The 20,674-nt window shown below is 41.6% G+C and carries 16 protein-coding genes, 1 tRNA gene and 1 riboswitch; of the genes, 6 read left to right on the forward strand and 11 right to left on the reverse strand.

Annotated features, from left to right (window positions below; translation table 11 throughout):
- Positions 1–158: 158 nt before the first annotated feature.
- From KTO63_RS00145 to KTO63_RS00155, 3 genes are all read right to left on the reverse strand, one after another.
- Positions 159–230 (reverse strand) — tRNA-Met (locus KTO63_RS00145).
- Positions 231–443: 213 nt separating this feature from the next.
- Complete coding sequence (locus tag KTO63_RS00150; protein ID WP_217789089.1) at positions 444–1,157, reverse strand: head GIN domain-containing protein; 714 nt, start codon at positions 1,155–1,157, stop codon at positions 444–446.
- 234 nt (positions 1,158–1,391) lie between these two features.
- Positions 1,392–2,105, reverse strand: a complete 714-nt coding sequence (locus KTO63_RS00155) for a head GIN domain-containing protein (RefSeq protein ID WP_217789090.1) — start codon at positions 2,103–2,105, stop codon at positions 1,392–1,394.
- A 144-nt stretch (positions 2,106–2,249) separates the two neighbouring features.
- Positions 2,250–2,356: riboswitch (TPP riboswitch) on the forward strand.
- Between the two features lie 72 nt (positions 2,357–2,428).
- Between KTO63_RS00155 and KTO63_RS00160 the strand changes: the two genes are divergently transcribed.
- Positions 2,429–4,801, forward strand: a complete 2,373-nt coding sequence (locus KTO63_RS00160; protein ID WP_217789091.1) for a TonB-dependent receptor — start codon at positions 2,429–2,431, stop codon at positions 4,799–4,801.
- Between the two features lie 220 nt (positions 4,802–5,021).
- Positions 5,022–6,290, forward strand: a complete 1,269-nt coding sequence (locus KTO63_RS00165) for an aspartate kinase (RefSeq protein WP_217789092.1) — start codon at positions 5,022–5,024, stop codon at positions 6,288–6,290.
- A 149-nt stretch (positions 6,291–6,439) separates the two neighbouring features.
- Here KTO63_RS00165 and KTO63_RS00170 read toward each other — a convergent pair whose 3' ends face one another.
- Positions 6,440–6,847, reverse strand: a complete 408-nt coding sequence (locus KTO63_RS00170) for an acyl-CoA thioesterase (RefSeq protein WP_217789093.1) — start codon at positions 6,845–6,847, stop codon at positions 6,440–6,442.
- A 212-nt stretch (positions 6,848–7,059) separates the two neighbouring features.
- Positions 7,060–7,467 carry a DoxX family protein gene (locus KTO63_RS00175; RefSeq protein ID WP_217789094.1) on the reverse strand — a complete coding sequence of 136 codons (408 nt, stop codon included), beginning with the start codon at positions 7,465–7,467 and terminating at the stop codon, positions 7,060–7,062.
- Between the two features lie 455 nt (positions 7,468–7,922).
- On the opposite strand from KTO63_RS00175, the gene KTO63_RS00180 reads away from it, so the two are divergent.
- From KTO63_RS00180 to KTO63_RS00190, 3 genes are all read left to right on the forward strand, one after another.
- Positions 7,923–10,955 carry a tetratricopeptide repeat protein gene (locus KTO63_RS00180; protein ID WP_217789095.1) on the forward strand — a complete coding sequence of 1,011 codons (3,033 nt, stop codon included), beginning with the start codon at positions 7,923–7,925 and terminating at the stop codon, positions 10,953–10,955.
- A gap of 119 nt (positions 10,956–11,074) precedes the next feature.
- Positions 11,075–12,715, forward strand: a complete 1,641-nt coding sequence (locus KTO63_RS00185) for a TonB-dependent receptor (protein ID WP_217789096.1) — start codon at positions 11,075–11,077, stop codon at positions 12,713–12,715.
- 27 nt (positions 12,716–12,742) lie between these two features.
- Entirely contained in the window at positions 12,743–13,360 is a 618-nt protein-coding gene (locus KTO63_RS00190) for a hypothetical protein (RefSeq protein ID WP_217789097.1), read from the forward strand.
- 153 nt (positions 13,361–13,513) lie between these two features.
- Here KTO63_RS00190 and KTO63_RS00195 read toward each other — a convergent pair whose 3' ends face one another.
- On the reverse strand, positions 13,514–13,939 hold the full coding sequence (locus tag KTO63_RS00195) for a VOC family protein (protein ID WP_217789098.1): 426 nt from the start codon (positions 13,937–13,939) through the stop codon (positions 13,514–13,516).
- Between the two features lie 428 nt (positions 13,940–14,367).
- A complete protein-coding gene (locus KTO63_RS00200; protein WP_217789099.1) occupies positions 14,368–14,718 on the reverse strand; it encodes a 4Fe-4S dicluster domain-containing protein in 351 nt (116 codons plus the stop codon).
- 61 nt (positions 14,719–14,779) lie between these two features.
- Here KTO63_RS00200 and KTO63_RS00205 point away from each other — a divergent pair, with 61 nt between their 5' ends.
- Positions 14,780–15,778 (forward strand): acyl-CoA reductase, encoded by a 999-nt coding sequence (locus tag KTO63_RS00205; RefSeq protein ID WP_217789100.1) that lies wholly within the window; start codon positions 14,780–14,782, stop codon positions 15,776–15,778.
- A 26-nt stretch (positions 15,779–15,804) separates the two neighbouring features.
- On the opposite strand, the gene KTO63_RS00210 is transcribed toward KTO63_RS00205, so the two are convergent.
- The 4 genes from KTO63_RS00210 to KTO63_RS00225 form a co-directional block, all read right to left on the reverse strand.
- Positions 15,805–16,326, reverse strand: a complete 522-nt coding sequence (locus tag KTO63_RS00210) for a site-2 protease family protein (RefSeq protein ID WP_217789101.1) — start codon at positions 16,324–16,326, stop codon at positions 15,805–15,807.
- A 134-nt stretch (positions 16,327–16,460) separates the two neighbouring features.
- On the reverse strand, positions 16,461–17,156 hold the full coding sequence (locus KTO63_RS00215; protein ID WP_217789102.1) for a hypothetical protein: 696 nt from the start codon (positions 17,154–17,156) through the stop codon (positions 16,461–16,463).
- Between the two features lie 26 nt (positions 17,157–17,182).
- The gene (locus KTO63_RS00220) at positions 17,183–17,872 is read right to left on the reverse strand and encodes a hypothetical protein (protein WP_217789103.1); all 690 of its coding nucleotides are present in this window, start codon (positions 17,870–17,872) and stop codon (positions 17,183–17,185) included.
- A 120-nt stretch (positions 17,873–17,992) separates the two neighbouring features.
- On the reverse strand, positions 17,993–20,509 hold the full coding sequence (locus KTO63_RS00225) for a DNA gyrase/topoisomerase IV subunit A (RefSeq protein WP_217789104.1): 2,517 nt from the start codon (positions 20,507–20,509) through the stop codon (positions 17,993–17,995).
- Between the last annotated feature and the right edge of the window lie 165 nt (positions 20,510–20,674).

Consider the following 20,674-nt stretch of genomic DNA (forward strand, 5'->3'; position numbering starts at 1 on the left):
TTTTTTGCTTTACCACTAAGGCACTGAGGGCACAAAGATACGGTAAGGAGGAGCGTACGAAGTACAACTACTATTAACATTAGTATCCTCAGTGCCTCTGTGGCAAAATTTCTTAAATGCCTTAAATGAAAAAAGGCTCAAACGAGCCTCTTTTTGTGTTGCGAAGGGAGGGTTCGAACCTCCGACCTTCGGGTTATGAGCCCGACGAGCTACCGCTGCTCTACTTCGCGATATAATGTGTTAAAATGTTCAAATTTCGTCCCAATCGCGGTTATCGCTGTACCGTTTGTTTCGATTGGAGTGCAAAGATAAGGATAAGAAATTGACTACCAAATATTTTTTGAAAATTTTCAAAGTTTTTTCTGGAACGCTGAAAGCTTAATGCCTGACGCTTAACGCAGAGATCGCCGCGTTAAGCGTCAGGCATTAAGCTTTCAGCTCCTCTAATCTTTCTTCACAATACTGCTCGCTCCGCTGGATTGAATGTTTTTTATCATGCCGGCTCCTTTGTAATAAATATCACTGGCTCCACTCAGTTTTGCGTCAAGTTCTTTGTTTACCGTTATCTTGATTTTGGAAGCTCCTGAGGCGTTTAACGAACATCTTTCTGTTAACAGGTCGTATCCTTTGAAGTCACTGGCTCCACTAGCCTGAATTTCCAGGACTTCCGCACTGCCTTTTATATTGGTGTCGCTTGCACCACTTAAGCCAACCACCAGTCTTTTCACTTCCACCTCTCCTTTAAAATCGCTGGCCCCACTCAGTGACAACTCAAACAAGTCGCCGGATAATTTTCCATTTATATAAACGTCGCTGGCACCTTCCGACTTAATACGGGTAAGTGTTCTCACAGCAATGTACACGCGCAATTTCTTGTCCCCCCTGCTCCACTTGCTGCCTTGATCGTAGGATATCTTCAAAGTATGGCCAGCAACAACTGTTCGAATATGGTCGCGGTCCTCAGCATCTTTGGCGCTTACGGCCAATCCCTCTTTATCGGACTGGCTTATGTATAAATCAATAGCGCTGGATACCTCAATTTCTGTAAAAGTGCTAACGGTACGCGGTGTTGCGTTCGGGTCGTTTATTACTTTATCCTGGCCCTTCGTTGCTAACGCACTTATAGTAATCAGGATTAAAAAAATAGCTTTTCTCATTTTATGTAATGTTTTGAGTTTTGAGTTTTGAGTCATGGGGTACCACACTCAAAACTACATTTTCAACGTTCAATTTTCAACTCTCTTTCTGTTTGACAAGGCGAATGCGATTCGCCCCTACAACCCCATTTTCAACGTTCAATTTTCAATTTTCAACTCTCTTTCTGTTTGACAGGGCGAATGCGATTCGCCCCTACGCCCATTTTCAAATTTTCAAATCCCCAAATTTTCAAATTAATTAGTCTTATTGATGCTTCCGCCGCTGCCGGTTGAAATCTTCACAATATTGCCTGTGCCTTTGTAGCGAATGCTGCCGCCACTTGATGCTTCGGCTACTAGGCCGGTGCTTACATTTGTTTCAATTACGCCACCGCTATTTACATCCGCTGTGCAGTTTTTGGTAACAAAATCATATCCTTTAAACACTGCTCCACTGCTTGTTTTTATCACCAGTTCATCGCCACTTCCTGAAAGTGATGCCTGTGATCCGCTGCTTTGTTTTACCACCATTTTCGTGCTTTTCATTGCACCTTTGAAAGTGCTGCCGGAACTGAGACTGAGCGCCATTTGTCCGGTATTAAGACTACCGTCAACTGTTATTTGAGCGCCTGCAGAACCTTCCAAACTTGTGAGCTCAGGAACCGCCACATATACTTTCAATTGTTTACCTTTTGAACCTTTGGGATATAGCGAATAGTCGTAAGAAATTTTTAAAACACCGTCATGAACTTCTGTAGTCAGATTGTTGCGATCTTCTATAGTGGCTGCGCTGGCTACCACCTGTTGGGTCCCCTGGGAAAGCATGAGTTGGATGCCTGCCGATACGTCAATGGCATTGAATTTTGCAACAGTTCTCACTTCTGCATTGTTGTCTTTCACAACTTTATTCTGTGCGATGGCAACCATGGCGAATGCGAGGCCCAGCAAGGATAAGAGCATTTTTTGCATAACAGTTATTTTAAGGTGTGACGGTCCTGCGGAAAAAAAGTTACAGGTTTTTCCATTTTTTATCCATTAATTTTGCGGTATCATTTACAATCAATTATAAAAGAAGTGATCCGGGCCCGGCACATTTTTATAATTGTCTTGTAAAGTCAGTTCCCGGGGTGCCTATTTTTTGCATAGCAAAATGGCTGAGATAATACCCGTAGAACCTGATCAGGGTAATGCCTGCGCAGGGAAGGTGGCCAAAACTTCGTTGTTTCTATCCGCATTCGCTTACGCAGCATTTCCATCAAAAACAATTTTTGTTAACCTTAAATGCATTTCGCATGAAAAAATTGATTTTGGGGATTTGCTTCATCTTGTTATCAATTTTCACTTTTGCCCAAACTATCAAGGGCAAAGTAACAGATGCTGCTACTGGATCTCCTGTAAATGGTGCCACTATTGATGTAGAAGGCGCCGGAATTACTACCACCAATGAAAGCGGCTTGTTTTACATGGCCGTAAAAAAAGGAACCTACACAGTAAACATTACCAACGTAGGCTTTAAAAAACTGGAAGAAAAATTATCGCCTTCTTCCACTGTTGCTGAAATAAAATTGCAGCGCCAGGATTTGTTTTTACAGGAAGTGGAAATTAAGGCTGTACGTGCTTCCGAGAAATCTCCGTTTACCAAAACCAATATCAGCAAGAAGGAAATTGAGAAAAATAATCTCGGCCAGGACCTGCCATACCTCTTGAATCAATCGCCTTCTGTGGTGGTAAATTCAGATGCGGGAAATGGTGTTGGTTACACTGGCATCCACATTCGCGGAACAGATGCAACCCGCATCAATGTTACGCTGAACGGCATTCCGTATAATGATGCTGAAAGTCAGGGTACTTATTTTGTGGATCTTCCGGATGTGGCGTCTTCGCTGAATTCCATTCAAATACAACGTGGTGTTGGCACCTCTACAAATGGTTCGGGAGCTTTTGGCGCGACGATCAATTTGAGCACCAACGAATTTAACGACAAGCCTTACGGCGAAATCAACAACAGCTTCGGTTCTTTCAACACGTGGAAGAATACGGTGAAAGCCGGTTCCGGCTTGATCAATGATCATTTTACCATCGATGCAAGATTGAGCCGCATAACAAGTGATGGCTATATTGATCGCGCAAGCAGCAATTTGCAGTCTTTGTATTTGTCAGGCGCTTATATCAACAACAAAACGTCTGTTCGTTTTAATTTGATAAAAGGAAAAGAAAAAACTTACCAGGCATGGAACGGTGTGCCAGAAGCCCTGCTGTACACGGACCGAACCTACAACTCCTGTGGAACGGAAAAGCCCGGTGAACCTTATAATAACCAGACGGACAATTACGACCAGGACCATTATCAACTGTTCGTGAACCAGGAGCTGTCAAAGACATGGTCGCTCAACGTAGCTTCGTTCCTGACTCGTGGTAAAGGTTATTATGAAGAATACAAAGCGCAACAACCATTTGCGAAATATGGTTTACCAGATACAACCATCAATGGCGCTCCGGTTACACAAACAGATCTCGTTCGTCAAAGATGGCTCGATAACTATTTCTACGGACAGGTGCTTAGTTTCCAACACAAATCTGCCAAGGATGAAGTTACGATCGGCGGCGGATGGACAGAATACGACGGGAAGCACTATGGCGATATAATTTGGGCGCAAGTAGGCGTTCCGAAAGATTACCGTTATTACAATTATCCTGCGGTAAAAAAAGATCAGAACGTTTATGTGAAATGGCTACATCAGTTAGATGCCAACTGGAACCTGTTTGGTGATATGCAATACCGCCATGTGTATCATAGAATGGAAGGCTTTGAAGATTTCCCGGAAATGACCATCTCCCGTCAGTTTGATTTCTTCAATCCTAAAGCAGGTATAAGCTACAATCGCAATGGCTACAACGCCTATTTCAGTTTTGCCATGGCTGGTAAAGAGCCTAACCGCGACGACTTCCAGGCTAATCCGTCACAACAACCAAAGCGCGAGCAATTACAGGACTTTGAGTTGGGTATGGAAAAGAAAAGTTCATGGTATTCATATGGGGCGACTCTGTATTACATGAGCTACAAAGATCAGCTGGTTTTAACGGGGCAAATGAATGATGTTGGTGCCTACGTGCGTGTGAATGTGCCCAACAGCTACCGTGCCGGTATTGAACTGCAGGGAAGCGTGGTTGTGAACAATTGGATGAACATCCATGCTAACGTGGCTTTCAGCAAAAACAAGATCAAATCATTCGATGCTTATTTTGATGATTATGATAACAGCGGAGAGTGGGTAAAACAAATTCCGAAAGAGTATAAAAACACGGATATCTCCTTCTCTCCTTCTATAATAGCGGGCGGAACGATCAACTTTATTCCGGCAAAATTCCTGATGATCAGCTTGCCGGCGAAATTTGTAGGCAAGCAATATCTTGACAATACGCAGGATGAAACAAGGAAGCTGGGCGATTACTATTCGCAAAATGTAATGGCAACATTTACCATCAAACATTTATTGTTCAGCGAGTGGAACATCATTGGCCAGGTGAATAATGTGTTCAACAAACGTTTTGAAACGAACGGCGCCGCATATGCTACGATGTTGAATGGCACTATTCAAAACGACAACTATTACTTCCCGAATGCCGGAACGAATTTTATGGTGGGCGTGAATGTGAAGCTGTAGGAATTTTGCACACACCCGCCCGGCTGAAGCCGTTCGGACGGGGATGACACGGATTAGACGGATTTACACTGATTTTTTAATAATTGAATAAACTGAATTACTGAATAATTGAGAGTTTAGGTTTAATAGTTCTTTTTGACTTTGATCACTCAGTTATTCAGTAATTCAGTTTATTCAATTATTGAAGATCTGTGTGCCAATAAATTTTACCTTCGCGCACATGAAAGTTTTCAAATTCGGCGGGGCCAGCGTCAACAGCATAGAACGTATTCAAAATGTAGCCAATATTCTTCAGAGCTTTTCGAGTGAAAAAATATTGATCGTTATTTCTGCCATAGGCAAAACTACCAATGCATTGGAGAAGGTGGCCGAAGCTTTTTTTGAAGGCGAAAAAGAAAAGGCGCTTGAACTTTTTACTGCAATTAAAAATGAGCATCTGGAAACTGCAAAGCAACTCCTGCAGCAGAATGTACAAAGAGCAAACGACCGGTTGCTGGATATTTTCACGGAGGTAGAATGGCTTTTGCACGACAGACCCGTTCGCGAATTTGACTATTACTATGACCAGATCGTTTGCACGGGAGAACTACTTTCCACTGCCATCATCAGTTTGTATTTAAATGATCAGCAGATTGCCAATACATGGATTGACGTCAGAGATATCTTCAGAACCGATAACAATTTCCGCGACGCCAATATCGATTGGGCCTTTACCGAAGAGCAGGTAAATGAACAGGTATTGCCATTGTTTGACGAAACCAACTTCGTGATCACGCAAGGCTTTATTGGCGCTACGGCAGACAATGAAAGCACCACTCTGGGCCGCGAAGGAAGTGATTATACCGCTGCTATTTTCGCCAACATGCTGGATGCGGAAACCCAGACAATTTGGAAAGACGTGGAAGGGGTGATGAATGCCGATCCGAAATTATTTCCCGCTGCACAATTGATCAGCGAGCTGAATTATAAGGAAGTGATTGAAATGGCTTATTATGGTGCGCAGGTTATTCACCCGAAAACCATCAAGCCTCTGCAGAATAAAGACATTCCGTTGTTGGTGAAATGTTTCCTGAATAAAGACTTACCGGGCACTATCATCCACAACAGCAAAGTAAACAACCTGCCGCCTATCATTGTGATCAAAACCAACCAGGTATTGCTGCAACTGAATTCTAAAGATTATTCGTTTGTGGGCGAACATGCAGTGGGCAAATTATATCAACTGCTGGAAGCACAAAATATGCGTCCTAATCTTACACAAAATGCGGCAATCAGTTTTGTTTGCTGTGTAGATAACAAGCCAGAAAAGATTGAAAAAATTGCAGCGGCCGCGTCTGACATGTTTGATGTACAACTGCAAAAAGATTTGACATTACTAACTGTTCGCCATTACAACAATGGCATTCTCGAAGAACTAATTGCCGACAAAAAACTGCTGATCAAACAGCAAACAATTGACACAGTTCAAGCTCTTGTGTCGGCAATGTGAGAATTTGAAAATTCGTTTAGTTGGATGTCTCTCATTTACCACTAAGGCACTGAGAGCACTAAGCCTCACTAAGTAAAGTCTAAACTTTAAACAATCCTTAGTGAAACTTAGTGCCCTCAGTGCCTTAGTGGTGAAAAAAACTGTTCAAATTAGAAGAATTCTGCCAGCCTGTCTTTCATAGCCTGTGGCATCGTGGTGCGTTGCATAGTTTTCGCTTCAAGGAAATAGAGAACCACTTTTCCTGTATTCAATAAATTTCCCTGCTCATTATAGACTTCCTGGTGAAATTCGATTTTATGATGGAGCGGCAATTCTTTTAGGATCGTTTTTACCGTTAACAAATTATCATATAGTGCAGGTCTGAGATATTTACAATGCATTTCCACTACGGGCATAATCACACCTGTTCTTTCAAGTTCTGCATATGCAAAACCCAATTGGCGAATCGCTTCTACTCTGCCCACTTCATAATATTGTGCATAGTTGCCGTAATACACAACACCCATTTGATCTGTCTCTGCGTAACGAACGCGTATTTGAGTTTCGCTGGAATACATTTTATCAGGAATTAGAAATTAGGAATTAGACGAAGGCAAGGTAATTAATAATTAATAATGAATAATTAATAGGTGCAGCTGGCCGTTGGACTGGCTCATTGCTTGAAAATTCTTCTGTACAGGCGCTTCGAAATCGCCCTGGTCGATAATCAGCAAGCCGCCATTATGCACGCAGGGCGAATGCAATTCGCCCCTACACTCTCAACTCTCCATTACTTCCCGATCATTCCATCCACACTTGCTTTGCCCGGTCCCATCAATACAATGGCGAGGAAGCAGGTTAAGAACAATGCAGCATTTGCACCCGCTCCGAACACGTCACCATGATGTGCTTTTACCAACGCAACAGCCAGCGCAATGGCCGGAGGAATGGCGAAGATGCGGGTAAACAATCCAACTATTACAAATAATGAACAAAAGAATTCAGCGAAAATAACGAGGCACAAACTGGCAGTGCTGCCGATGCCCATGAAGTTCATGAAAGTATTTTTTTTGGAGGCGAAATGCACCAGTTTATCATATCCGTGCGGCATTAATAAAGCCCCGGCTCCTATTCTCAGTAAAAATGTTCCAAGGTTAAAGGCCCAGTCAGAGCAACTAATGGACAGTAGTCTTTTCATGAAGAAATTGAATTTTGCCAAAAATAATGGTTCTGGGAATATGTTTTATACGTAATAGAAACTTTTATAAATGCTTGAGGCGAGGCTGTTTTAAAAGAAACGATTTACTCAATGAGGCAAACTCTCTACAACGCAAAACGTTTCCAATTTTATTTTGACGCTTGGTTGTAAGTTTTAAGACCCGAATTTTAACCACTAAGACACTAAGGGCACTAAGTTGCACTAAAGGTTCTCTAAGTGAGGCTTAGTGTCCTTTGTGTCTTAGTGGTAAATCAGAGAACCGCACATTCTCAACTCTCAACTCTCAATTCTCAACTTTCAACTCTTATTTCCTCGCTGTTTCCTCAAGAAAATGTTAATCATCATACTTATCCACACCTGTTTGGAACGATGTTTGGTCATAGGGAAAATATTTTGAAACTTTACCGCGTTACTATCTTAACAAGCCATAATTAATGAAAAGATACATCTGTACAGCATTTTCAGCATTTATAGCTATAAGCGCTACGGCGCAGCAAACAAAAGCCATAAACGATCCGCAGATTGCTTTCAAGGAGGCAAAGGAATATTTCCAAAAGGAATATTACAGTCTGGCTTATCCAATCTTCAAAGAATTAGACGTAAAGCTTACACATCCTGACCGCACCGATAAGGCGCTGGAATATCTCGAAGTGAAGTATTATACGATTGTTTGCGGGCTTAAACAAGACGAGCCGATGTCATCTGACATGGCAAAATCCTATATTTCCGCGAACAACAATACAACGCGTGGCGAAATGATGGCTTATCATTTGGCAGAATATTTCTTCCGCCAGAAAGATTATGCCAATGCCGTGACTTATTACAACATGGCAAACATCGACGCATTGAGCAACCGTGAAATTGCCGATATGAAATTTCACAAGGCATATTCGTTGTTTAACCTGCAAAAATTTGATGAAGCAAAGCCATTGTTCGACGCGATCAGGCAAATGCCGAAGGACCCAAACTATTTAGACGCTAATTATTACTATAGTTTCATCCTTTTCAACGAAGGCAAATACAAAGAATCGCTGGATGGTTTCAAAAAAGTAGAAGACGCTCCGAATTACAAAAAAATAGTGCCTTACTACATTGCTACCATCTATTACAATACCGGCCAAAAGGACCAGGCACTCACATATGCAGAGGCAAAACTGAAGAAAGGCGATCAGTATTATGATGCAGAGTTTAAGCAGTTAATTGGTCATGCTTATTTTGAGAAAGGCGAATTTGCAAAAGCACTTCCTTACCTGGAGGCTTTTGTAAGCAAATCAAAACAGGTGAGCCGCCGCGATTTGTATGAGCTATCCTACTGTTATTACAATGCCGGCACTTACGCAAAAGCGATCGATGGCTTTAAGCAATTAGGCGGAAAAGAAGATTCGCTGGCACAAAATGCCATGTATTTGCTGGGCGATGCGTATTTGAAAACAAATCAAAAAGCAAATGCCCGCAACGCATTCCTGTTTTGCTCCAACAACAGCAGCAATGTAAAGCAGAAAGAAATTTCCCAATTCAACTACGGCAAACTATCATACGAATTAGGTTACCAGGATGTAGCGCAAAGCGAACTGGCGAGCTTTATTCAAAACTATCCAAACTCTGCTTACAACAACGAAGCAAGAGAATTGATGGTGGCGTTGATGGCTAATACCAACAACTTTAAAGATGCACTTACTTTGCTCGAAAGCATTAAAACTCCTTCCGAAACGGTGCAGCGTCTTTATCCACGTGTATTGTATGGCCGTGCAATGGAGTTTGTGAACGATGGTATGCTGATAGCGGCAAATGATTTGTTGGACAAAGCTTTGAGGGCGAAATTCAACGAATCTGTATTGCCTTTGGTAAACTTCTGGAAAGGTGAAATTTCCTTCAGACTGGACAAAACAGATGACGCCGTCCTTTATTATAACAATTATCTGAAAACGCCGGTAACGAGCGGCGATGTAAAACCGGTGAGCGCAAATTATAACCTCGGTTATTGTTATTTCAAAAAAGAAAATTACAAACAGGCACTTTCATACTTTGACCAGGTGGTAAAAACACCCCGCATTAGTAGCTCTCCTGTTGAGCAAGACGCGTTCATTCGCGAAGCCGATTGTTATTACATGGCCAGGGACTATAAAAAAGCTGTGGGCATGTACGACCAGGTCGTAGGTTTTTCCTGGCCGGCGAGTGATTATGCTACCTTCCAAAAAGCAATGGTGGCAGGTGTTAACAGCAGCAACGACAAGATTAAACTCTTGCAGAGCATAGAACGTGTTTACAAAAACTCTTCATTGGCGCCGGACGCAAACATGGAGATTGCAGGCACCTATATGGCTGACGAAAAATTCTCTGATGCCATTCCTTTCCTAAAAAAGGTTGTTTCCTCTAATACCGATAATGAGGCGTTGAAGCCAAAAGCGTTATTGAAACTCGGAATTGCATACTATAACATTGATAACAACACGGAAGCATTGAATCAATACAATGCGATCCTTAAACAATATCCAAATTCTCCGGAAGCAGATGAAGCGATTGACAACGCAAAATCTATTTATGTTGAAGAGGGCAAAACGGCTGATTACGTGGCTTTCGCTAAATCAATGGGTAGAACCATTTCTGTGAACCAGGAAGATTCTTTGGCATATGCAGAAGCCGAGGTACAATTCAGCAATGGCAACTTTAATGGGGCTTTGAACAAATTTGACAACTATCTCTCCCGCTTCCCGGATGGTCATTATGCCATTGAGGCCTATTACTATCGCAGTGAAATCTATAACAACAAGAAAGATTACGCTAATGCAGTGAAAGGTTACGAGGCAGTATCTGACAGGGTGCCAAATAAATTCGGTGAAAAATCACTGGTACAGGCCGCACGCATCAACTTCTTCGATGTGAAGAATTATGACAAAGCGGAACAGTATTTTTCTAAACTAAAAGATTTTGCTACAACGCAGGAAAACAAACTGGAAGCTATGCGTGGACTTTTGCGCAGCCAATACCAGTTGAAAAAATGGAGCGAAGCGGTTGCAAATGCAAAAGATCTGGTGGCCCAGAAATCAAGCAGCTCGGATGATAAAGTTTTGTCCAACATGGTACTTGCGAAATCTGCACAAGGCAACAATGATCTTGACCTGGCCATCTCCTACTACCGCAATGCGATTGCTCTTAACAAAGGTGAATACGCAGCTGAAGCACGTTACGAAATCGCTGGCATGCTGGTAAAACAAAACAAACTGAAGGAAGGCGAAAAAGCAGCATTTGAGGTGATCAACAAATCCGGCTCTTACGAGTTGTGGGTTACTAAATCATACATTTTGCTGGGCGATATTTATTACTCAGAGAAGGATTATTTCAACGCAAAAGCAACATATCAAAGTGTAATAGACAACTCGAGCAATCCTGATCTGAAAGAACAGGCGCAGCAGAAGCTGACAGCAGCTACGGATGAGGAGAAACAGAATAGTAAACTTAAAGGGTAATTGAGAGTTGAGAATGGAGAGTTGAGAGTTGTTAGTTAGCAGTTGTTAGACTTTCTGTTCATCGTTGATCAATTTTAGTGATCACCCTATTAATTATTAATTATTAATTATTAATTCGCATGAATTGTTCAAAATATATAATCGCTTCCGTGAGTTTGATTACGCTGAGTAAGGCAATACTGGCGCAGGACAACGGAAAGAAAAAAACTGTTGACATCACTTCTACCTTTAAACCGGTTTTGAGAGATGCGGCAAAGATCAATTTCACCGCGGTTCCTCCAGCTACGGATTCGACAAAACCCAGACTAACTTACAATATTCCTCAGCAGCCCGTAACGATGAACTATCAGTCCGGCGCGTTGAGTCCGGTGGCACTTCCGGTGCAAACCATCGAATGGCAAAACAGCAATTTTATTAAATTGGGGATAGGCAACGTGCACTTACCCTATGTGCAGGCAGGCTTTAGTTTTGGCGATGCAAAAACGTCTTCCCTTAACATATTTGCCAAAGGCTATAGTTCAAAAGGCAACCTGGAGAATCAGAAAAACAATTATGCAAATGTGGGGCTGAAAGGTTTTCTGAAAACGGGTAAAAACATGCAGTGGGATGGCAAACTTGCCTTTACCGGAGAAGATTATTATTTCTACGGATACAAACCCGACACTTTAAAATTCAATAAAACAGATGTGCGCCAGCGTTTCCAAACCTTTGAAGGATCTGTTGGATTGCAGAATATCAGTGCCACTGAATTTGGTGTAAACTACCATCCGACTTTGCGCATTGCTGCCTTTACGGGAAAAAACAGCATGAGTAATGCAAACGAAACGAATGCTGTGCTGGATGTTCCTATTCAAAAAAGAATCACCGATCAGTTTGCTGTTAACCTGGGTGTAACAGCTAATATCACATCTTATCACAAAGCAGACAAACTCACGATAAACAACAACCTTTATTATGTTTCACCGGCTGTTGTGTACAAAGGGGACAATTTATGGATACATGGCGGTGTGATTCCTTCATGGGACAGGAAAGATTTTCATCTTTTACCGGACCTTATGGCCGAACTAACTACCAACGATAAGAAATTTACCTTACAGGCCGGCTGGATAGGTAGCTATGACAAGGGCTCGTATCAACGTTTTGCAGCAATGAACCCGTGGATCATTCAACCGGATTCGTTGTTGAACACACGCAAACAGGAATTTTATGGCGGCCTCAAAGGCTTGTTGGGAAAGAACTTTACCTACAACGCGAAGGTTGGTGTGATTACTTATCATAACATGCCTTTGTTTGTAAACGATACGACAGATGGCAAGACTTTTGAAACAGTGTACGCTTCCTCTATGAATGCTTTTCATATCCACGGCGAAATTGGCTATGCAACAGGAGAAATCTTTAACGCTACAGCTTCCATCGATCTTAATCAATACAGCGGCATTAAGGGTCAACCTTCCGCCTATGGCCTGTTGCCAGTTGAATTCAATGCTGACATGAGATGGCAGGTTATGAAAGATCTTTACTGGACAGCGGGGATCTCTGCATGGGGACCACCTGATTATCGTACAAAAAGCATGGGCACCAAATCCGGCAAAGCGGCATTTGATATGAGCACCGGACTGGAGTTCAAGATCACCCGCCAATTGAATTTGTGGGTGCAAATGAATAACATTTTTAACAACAAATACGAACGCTGGAATCAATACAAAGTGTATGGATTTAATATTTTAGGAGGCATTGTGTTTAATTTTAACCAGAAATGATAAGTTTGCAGACGGCAAACAAATACCATGATTAATATTCTTAACAGTTACCTGGCGCAACAAAAAAGTATCAGCATTCCCGGACTCGGTTCTTTGTATGCAGATACAGTGCCCGTGGTGTCTGACTTTGTAAATCATAGATTATTACCTCCTCAGTATAAATACAGGTTCGATAAATATTTTGATGCGCCGGATAAGGAGTTTTTCCTTTATATCGCCAGCCAAAAAAACATTGCAGATTTTGAGGCTATCAAATGGTACAATGAGTTTGCGTACGACCTCAGAGCGAATATCCGCAACAACGGAAGCTGCGAATGGCCGGGCATTGGCACGTTTAGCATGGAATCTAATGGCGAAATAATATTCAAGCCATACACCAGCGATCATATGATGCTGCCAAATGTAAACGCAGAAAGGGTGATCCGTCAGGACGCCTCCCATGCCATCAGGGTTGGCGACCGTGAAGTGTCCAATCATGAAATGAATCAATTGCTGCATGGAAAACAGCGCAAAAAACGCAGATTTTTATGGCTTGCCTTTGCTATTCCGGTATTATTGATTGCCGGCGCCGCAACCTATGTTTTTTACATCAACAACTGGGATCCAAATAAAGTAGTTAGCTATTTGAATAACCTTGTTAGATAATTTGAAAATTTGAGGATTTGAAAATTTGAAAATGAGAGGAGCAGCATCGAAAACACTCGCATTTGATTTTCTTCCATAATCAGAAAATTTGAAAATACTCTTAAAAATCGATCTGAAAGCATTTTCAAATTTTCAAATTCACATATTTTCAAATTATTCATGTTCACTCACACTCCCATTCTCATCCATTGACAAAAATGGATTGAAAGCAAACTCCCAGTAGTTGTTCTCAATATCTGCAACATAGCCGGAATAGCCGCCCCAGAAGACCTTAGCAGGGCGTTTCACAATACGCACACCCTTTTGTTCCAGCTCTGCAAAAACATCATCTATTTCTTTTTCGGAAGCGAAATTAACGGCCATCGTTATGCGTTTAAAGCCACTGCCATCTTGCGGAACGCCTATATCTTCAGCCAACTCATTTGCAGGATAAAGGCCAAGTATAAAGCCGTTTAATTTAAAGAATACAATGCCATCGCTATCCTTCATGGGCTGCCAGCCAAACTTTTCAATGTAGAAACCTTTTACTTGCTCCAAGTCATTGACGCCTATGGTTAAAAAGCTCAGTCTTTGTTGCATAAGATAATTTGAGAATTTGAAGATTTGAAAATTTGAAAATTTGAAAATTTGAAAATGAGGGGTGCGGCAGCAAAATAAATTACGTTCATTATCCTCGTCCAATCAGAAAATTTGAAACTGTTCTTGAAAATCGACCTAAAAGCATTTTCAAATTCTCAAATCTTCAAATTTTCAAATTGTTTTTGTGCGAAGCACAAAAAAAGGTGAAGGCATTTACCCTTCACCCTTATCCTAGCGGGAAATATCACCCGCCTATTGAAGTAGCACTAAGGCTACAGTAAAAGAAATTTGATACAGAAAAGGTAAACAAATAAACGTTCATACAGAAAAAAATAGTGCTAAAATTCTAAATACTTGCAAGTACAGATATTTGTTATTAGCTTGGCCGTTTTCCTGCTTTTACGCCCCTTTTCCACGAAAAAATGCCATTACATTATATGCAATTTTTCTTTCTTCTCCATTAATTCTTCCACAGTTTCCCTGTACATTTCATCAGGTACGCAGCAGTCAACCGGACAAACGGCGGCACATTGCGGTTCTTCGTGAAAACCCTGGCATTCTGTACATTTATTCGGAACGATATAATATGTATCAACACTAACCGGAGCATTGCGTTGATCTGCATCGACAGATGTTCCATCCATCAATTTATACGCGCCTTTCACTGTTGTACCGTCTGCCATTGCCCATTCCACACCACCTTCATAGATCGCGTTATTCGGACATTCAGGTTCACAAGCGCCACAATTGATACATTCATCTGTTATTTTAATTGCCATATTCGTAATTTTTTAAGGTACTGTTTTACTATAACTTTGCGCACAAATTTATGAATGTAATATGAACTTACAACAACGAATTAATTTGTTGGTTCGTTTAGGCGAATATATCAAGAGCGAAAACGAGAACTGGCAGGAGGCACAACGCAAGGCAACCCGCGAAAATGGCTGGTTTACGGCAGAATTCATGGAAATGGCGACCAAAAATATCGTCGATAATTTTTTGCAAAAAGAAAAGCTTGAAGCATTCGCTTCCGCTTATCAATTGCCGGAATTAAATGCCAATCCTAAAAAAGTGGGCATTGTAATGGCGGGAAATATTCCCCTGGTTGGGTTCCATGATTTTCTTTGCGTGTTTCTTACCGGTCACATAGCCGTTATTAAAACATCTTCGAAGGATAATGTGTTGATAAAACATCTTGCGGAACAGTTATACAGCTGGGTTGAAGAATGCAGAGAGGTTATTGTTTTCGCGGAACTTCTAAAAAATTGCGATGCATATATTGCAACGGGCAGCAATAATTCTGCAAGATATTTTGACTATTATTTTTCTAAATACCCAAGCATTATCCGTCGCAACAGGACGTCTGTAGCCATTCTCACCGGCAATGAAAGTGCGGAAGACCTGGAGAAACTGAGCGACGACATTCACCTGTATTTTGGCCTGGGTTGCCGTAACGTAACACAAATACTGGTTCCAGAAAATTACGACTTCGTGCCTTTGATAAATGCGATGAAAAAGTATGGTCATTTTGCAGATCACAACAAGTATAGAAATAATTATGACTACCAGTTGTCGTTGCAAATATTGAACAACAAATTCTACATGAGCGACGGAAGTACGCTGTTAGTTGAAAATGCTTCCCCGTTCTCTCCGATCAGTCAAGTGAACTATAGTTTTTATAAGAACAAAGAAGAAATCAAGTCTTTCCAAAATGATGAGAACATTCAATGTCTCGTAGGCGAAGGCTTCACGCCGTTTGGTGTTGCACAGCAACCTTCGCTGACAGACTTTGCCGATGGCGTGGACACGATGGCGTTTCTGAAATCACTTAGTTAGCGAGGTGTTTTGAGTAATGAGTTAAATCAGTACCGGCCGCGTTTCATACGAATTAGCCTGAATATCTGGTAGGGGTCGCTGTAGACAGGATATCCGGATGAAGTATATCTGGGAACAGGATTGGGGATCAAGCTATAGACAGTGGCACCGATGGAAATGACAAAGATGCTTCCAAACACGATACGAAAAAAACCTTCTTGTTGCAGATTCGAAATTAGTAACCAGGTTACTGTAGTCGCAAGGATAGATGCAATTGGACCACCGGCAACGACCCAAATGCGTTGGTCAATGGATAAATAATTGTCGGAATAAACACAGCAGCCTTTATACCACAGTAAGGGATTGTATTTACAATAAAAATCCAGCCGGCCTATAGTTAAGTGAAAGGAATTGTATGGGTTTCCAAAGGATCCGATGTAGATGGTTACTTCGTCACTTGTCATGAGGAGAGCCGGTATGGCATGTCCTAATTCATGCAAGGTAACAGTCACAAAAAAAGCCAATCCTACTAAGAAAGCGAGTGCTATTAAAGACAGGAATCCAAACATGGGCGGATTATTTTTGAGTAAAGTAAAAAGAAATTCCAATTTTAAATAATTGGAGCACGACCTTTTTATTTCGTACAAGGCGGTATTCAGTTCCCTCCACTCATCGCTCGCAATTCATAACTGCCTCCCGAATCCTACTTGATCGAATAATTGATAATTACTTGTGTAAAGCCCGCTACGTCCGAATAAACGCTTGGTGTACAATCAATCCTTATGAGACCCACTTTTAATGCCACGTAGTAGTCGTAAGTCGCCATTTTGTATTCACCAACGCCGGGAATATCGTAATACAGCGCAACCTGGCTATGCATCACGTGAGGAAATTGAAGAGAATTAACGTTCATTGCTATGTCCTTTGCAACGATAACACCTTTGACCTTTACGGTGTAAAGATCACTTTCCCCGGCAACAGCCTCCCATGTATCATCATCGTAATATTTGTCGTTGAGATATAAAATACTCAATGGAAAAGAAGTAGACGATCCGTTAACCGAGTTTTGACGCAGGAAATAATTGTTGCTGTTTACAGCAATATAATTATTGGAAAGTCCGGCAGAATTGGCATAGTTCACAAAGATCCTGTAGGTGAGCGTATCGTAAGATGCAGTGTCTTTAGTCGCTTTCCATGTATACAGGTCCTTGTTTCCTTTTGTATCTACATAATTGTACACCCAGTAACTCCCTTCAGTAGCCGGTTGGTAGTCACCCGTGCCATACACAGGCGCCGTAGGGTCCGGCGGAATATCTCCGTGTATTTCTTTTTTGCAGGCGGTTAATAAAAAAGCAAAGATTGAAATGATCAATATGCTTCTGTATGCGTATAATTTCATGCTCAATCTTTGCTTATTATAATGTTTTATTTTATCGAATATTCCATCAATTCGCTGACCGCCAAACCGGTTTGATTTCCGAATCCGTCAAAAATCTGGGTGTCAACTTTCAAAATACCTATATTATTGGCAATATAAAAGTCATATATGGCCAGTGTGAGTTCTCCAAAACCAGGAACAATGTAACTCAACCCAACTCTGCTATGAGTAACGTTCGTATAATTTTTTCCTTGTACTTGTTTTGTAATATTTTTTTCAATGATCTCACCCGGCATGTTAGCAGTATATCCACCACCAACTCCTGCTGAACGTGTCCATTTATAGCCAACAGACGCCGTATCATTGAGATAAATAAAATTCAAATCAATTACAGCTCCGGTGGTCGGACTCGCAGCTTTCACTTTGGTGTAAAGATTATGGTCCTTGTAACCAAATAGCACTGTTTGTCCAGACTCCTGTTCCTTCCATGTCACAAAATCAATTCCGTCAACGGTACTTTTCTGTCCTGTTGATACTTGTGTTGAGATTCTATCCGGAGCAGCGGCAGAACCCTGACTCATTATTTTCACCTTCAAATAAGTATCTTTTTTGGAAGGCTGAAAGTTAACTGTTCCAGTTGGGTCGCTTCCGGGATTTACCGGTTCTATAGACTCTTCTTTTGTACAAGACGTTGCAATTAGGGTTATGCCTGTCAGTAAAATTAACAGCCTTTTCATGCTTGCAGAGGGTTTTATATGTGGTTAATAGATTTCTAAGGGTTTGTTACAAAGCTAGTTATATAAAACAAAAGGCTTCGATCGGCCCGCCAATGCGTAGCTTTTCAAAGCCTTTTTTATTTAGAATAATTCCGGCATTCCGTTGTCTTCTTTGGCTCTCGGCTCCCACTCCATTTCGGTACTTTTTGAGTAGTCAGCCAGTTTATTACCTACCGCCTTCCATCCCATCACTTCTACGAAGTCGGCGATCTTTATTTTCTGGGTTTTGGTCTGAGCGCCTTTTCCCGTGTAGATCAATACAACAGGTTTATTTTCTGTGGTGATCAGTTCCAGCTGGTTTGCCTCACCTTCTTTGATAAACAGGAACTTACTTTTTAACGTAGTGGTTTCAATTTTGAAACGTTTTACATTGTACTGCTCTTTATCACCATCGTAATAAATGGCCGTTAATATTTTGTCTTGATTGAATTTCTCTATCAATAACACTTTGTCAACGTCAAATCGTTGCGTAAGTTCCTGATCAGTTATTTCGTAGGTGCCGTCAGCAAACACAACAAGGATCTTATCTTCTGCGTCGAAGCCGCCGATATAAATACCTTTTTCTTCCGCACTCAACCTGCCAAACTGATCATCGTACCAAAGCTTGCGGGTAGCCAGCGTTGAACGACCTGCTTCTTTAAACTTCACAGATTTGATCGGATACTTTGTTACCTGGTTACCCATTGTACCACGTGCCTTGATGTCCAGTTCTTCGAAGTAAAATTCAAGCTCTTTATTTCTTGCAGTACAGTTAGGGCTCAACGTGATTTTTACAATCTCCGCTTCACCATTTGCATTGGCAGTAAAATATTGAACTTTGCTTTTCTCTGCGCCTTTTGTAAGGTCGTATTCTTTATCACGGGTAATGCCGGTTACGTTGAAGCGCTTCGCAAAACTGATTCCCGACTTCCCATCCACATAGATCATGTTGTAAGTGGTGCGCTCATCGTTCTTTTGAAAAACAGCTGCGTAAATGATGTCCTTGCCGATAAACGTTTTATCCGCTACCCGAACGATCTTCATTTTGCCCGCCTTTGTAAAAACAATGATATCGTCAAGGTCAGAACAATCTGCGATCAATTCATCTTTCTTCAAGCTTGTACCAATGAAACCATCTGCACGGTTCATGTATATTTTAGCATTTGCAATGGCAACCTTGTTTGCCTGAATTGCTTCAAAAGGTTTGATTTCGGTTTTTCTTTCTCTGCCTTTTCCGAATTTCTTCAACAGATTTTCATAGTATGCCACAGCGAAATCCACAAGGTTTGCGAGGTCATGCTTCACTTGTTTAATCTCAGCATTTAAAGCTTTGATCTGTTCGTTCAATTCATCAATATCCAGTTTGTAAATACGGCGAACAGGTTTTTCCGTCAACTTTACAATGTCTTCTCTTGTAATGTCGCGACGTAATTGTTTTTTGAATGGCTCAAAAGCTTTATCAATTGCCTGCAGCACTTTCTCCCATGTCTCGTGTCTTTTCTCCAGCTCTTTGTATATTTTTTCTTCAAAGAATATTTTCTCCAAAGATGTATAGTGCCATTTTTCCTGCAGCTCATTCAGTTTGATCTCCAGTTCACGGCGCAACAACTCTTTTGTGTTATCTGCCGAAGCCCTTAAAAGTTCTGAAGCAGTAAGGAACATTGGCTTTTTATCAACGATCACACACGCATTTGGGGAAATGCTTACCTCGCAATCGGTGAAAGCGTACAATGCATCTATCGTGATGTCCGGAGAAATACCGGGTGCCAGATCTATCTTCAGTTCAACATCCGCTGCAGTAAGATCTTCAACTTTCTTGATCTTGATCTTTCCCTGGTCGTTTGCCTTAATGATCGAGTCCTTCAGCTGTGTAGTGGTTACGCCGTAAGGCACATCGCGGATCACTAAAGTTTTTTTGTCAAACTCTTCTATAGTTACACGAACTCTTACTTTACCTCCGCGTTTTCCATCGTTATAGTTGGATGCATCCATTGAGCCGCCGGTCTGGAAGTCGGGATAGAGTTCAAATTTCTTGCCTTTTAAATATTTTATAGAAGCATCGATCAGCTCACAGAAGTTGTGCGGAAGAATTTTTGTTGCCAAACCAACGGCGATGCCTTCTGCACCTTGTGCCAGCAATAAAGGAAACTTCATTGGCAATGTCACCGGTTCGTTTTTACGACCGTCATAACTTAGTTGCCAATCCGTTGTTTTATTATTGAAAGCCACTTCCAGTGCAAACTTGCTAAGACGAGCCTCAATGTAACGTGCCGCAGCTGCATCATCACCCGTTCTTATATCGCCCCAGTTACCCTGCGTTTCAATCAGGAGGTCCTTTTGACCCATATTTACCAACGCATCACCAATACTGGCATCACCGTGAGGGTGATATTGCATACTCTGCCCAATGATGTTTGCCACCTTGTTGAAACGGCCATCATCCATTTCTTTCATGGCATGTAAAATACGGCGCTGCACGGGTTTCAGGCCATCTTCAACAGCCGGTACCGCACGCTCCAAAATTACATACGACGCATAATCGAGGAACCAGGTTTTATACTGTCCCTGCACACCATGCTCGTTGTCTAAAAATTCCGCTGATTTATTCTTTGTGCTCATAAATTCTCTATGCTACTAACGTGTCGCCCCTCTGGGGCTTGAAATAAATTTAAATCTTCCGCTACGAATCTTGTCTGCCTAACGGAGCTTCTCTGACACCTTTCTAATCATCATATCAAAAAGGTCTTTTCTCTAAACATCTCTCACCTTCAGAATTCAGCCCCA

It is taken from the genome of Pinibacter aurantiacus, assembly GCF_019130065.1.
GTDB lineage: Bacteria > Bacteroidota > Bacteroidia > Chitinophagales > Chitinophagaceae > Pinibacter > Pinibacter aurantiacus.

What these genes read in the sequence shown, in the direction of transcription:
- KTO63_RS00150 (WP_217789089.1), bottom strand. Translation starts at nt 1,157, where the DNA reads ATGAGAAAAGCTATTTTTTTAATCCTGATTACTATAAGTGCGTTAGCA.
- KTO63_RS00155 (WP_217789090.1), bottom strand. Translation starts at nt 2,105, where the DNA reads ATGCAAAAAATGCTCTTATCCTTGCTGGGCCTCGCATTCGCCATGGTT.
- KTO63_RS00160 (WP_217789091.1), top strand. Translation starts at nt 2,429, where the DNA reads ATGAAAAAATTGATTTTGGGGATTTGCTTCATCTTGTTATCAATTTTC.
- KTO63_RS00165 (WP_217789092.1), top strand. Translation starts at nt 5,022, where the DNA reads ATGAAAGTTTTCAAATTCGGCGGGGCCAGCGTCAACAGCATAGAACGT.
- KTO63_RS00170 (WP_217789093.1), bottom strand. Translation starts at nt 6,847, where the DNA reads ATGTATTCCAGCGAAACTCAAATACGCGTTCGTTACGCAGAGACAGAT.
- KTO63_RS00175 (WP_217789094.1), bottom strand. Translation starts at nt 7,467, where the DNA reads ATGAAAAGACTACTGTCCATTAGTTGCTCTGACTGGGCCTTTAACCTT.
- KTO63_RS00180 (WP_217789095.1), top strand. Translation starts at nt 7,923, where the DNA reads ATGAAAAGATACATCTGTACAGCATTTTCAGCATTTATAGCTATAAGC.
- KTO63_RS00185 (WP_217789096.1), top strand. Translation starts at nt 11,075, where the DNA reads ATGAATTGTTCAAAATATATAATCGCTTCCGTGAGTTTGATTACGCTG.
- KTO63_RS00190 (WP_217789097.1), top strand. Translation starts at nt 12,743, where the DNA reads ATGATTAATATTCTTAACAGTTACCTGGCGCAACAAAAAAGTATCAGC.
- KTO63_RS00195 (WP_217789098.1), bottom strand. Translation starts at nt 13,939, where the DNA reads ATGCAACAAAGACTGAGCTTTTTAACCATAGGCGTCAATGACTTGGAG.
- KTO63_RS00200 (WP_217789099.1), bottom strand. Translation starts at nt 14,718, where the DNA reads ATGGCAATTAAAATAACAGATGAATGTATCAATTGTGGCGCTTGTGAA.
- KTO63_RS00205 (WP_217789100.1), top strand. Translation starts at nt 14,780, where the DNA reads ATGAACTTACAACAACGAATTAATTTGTTGGTTCGTTTAGGCGAATAT.
- KTO63_RS00210 (WP_217789101.1), bottom strand. Translation starts at nt 16,326, where the DNA reads ATGTTTGGATTCCTGTCTTTAATAGCACTCGCTTTCTTAGTAGGATTG.
- KTO63_RS00215 (WP_217789102.1), bottom strand. Translation starts at nt 17,156, where the DNA reads ATGAAATTATACGCATACAGAAGCATATTGATCATTTCAATCTTTGCT.
- KTO63_RS00220 (WP_217789103.1), bottom strand. Translation starts at nt 17,872, where the DNA reads ATGAAAAGGCTGTTAATTTTACTGACAGGCATAACCCTAATTGCAACG.
- KTO63_RS00225 (WP_217789104.1), bottom strand. Translation starts at nt 20,509, where the DNA reads ATGAGCACAAAGAATAAATCAGCGGAATTTTTAGACAACGAGCATGGT.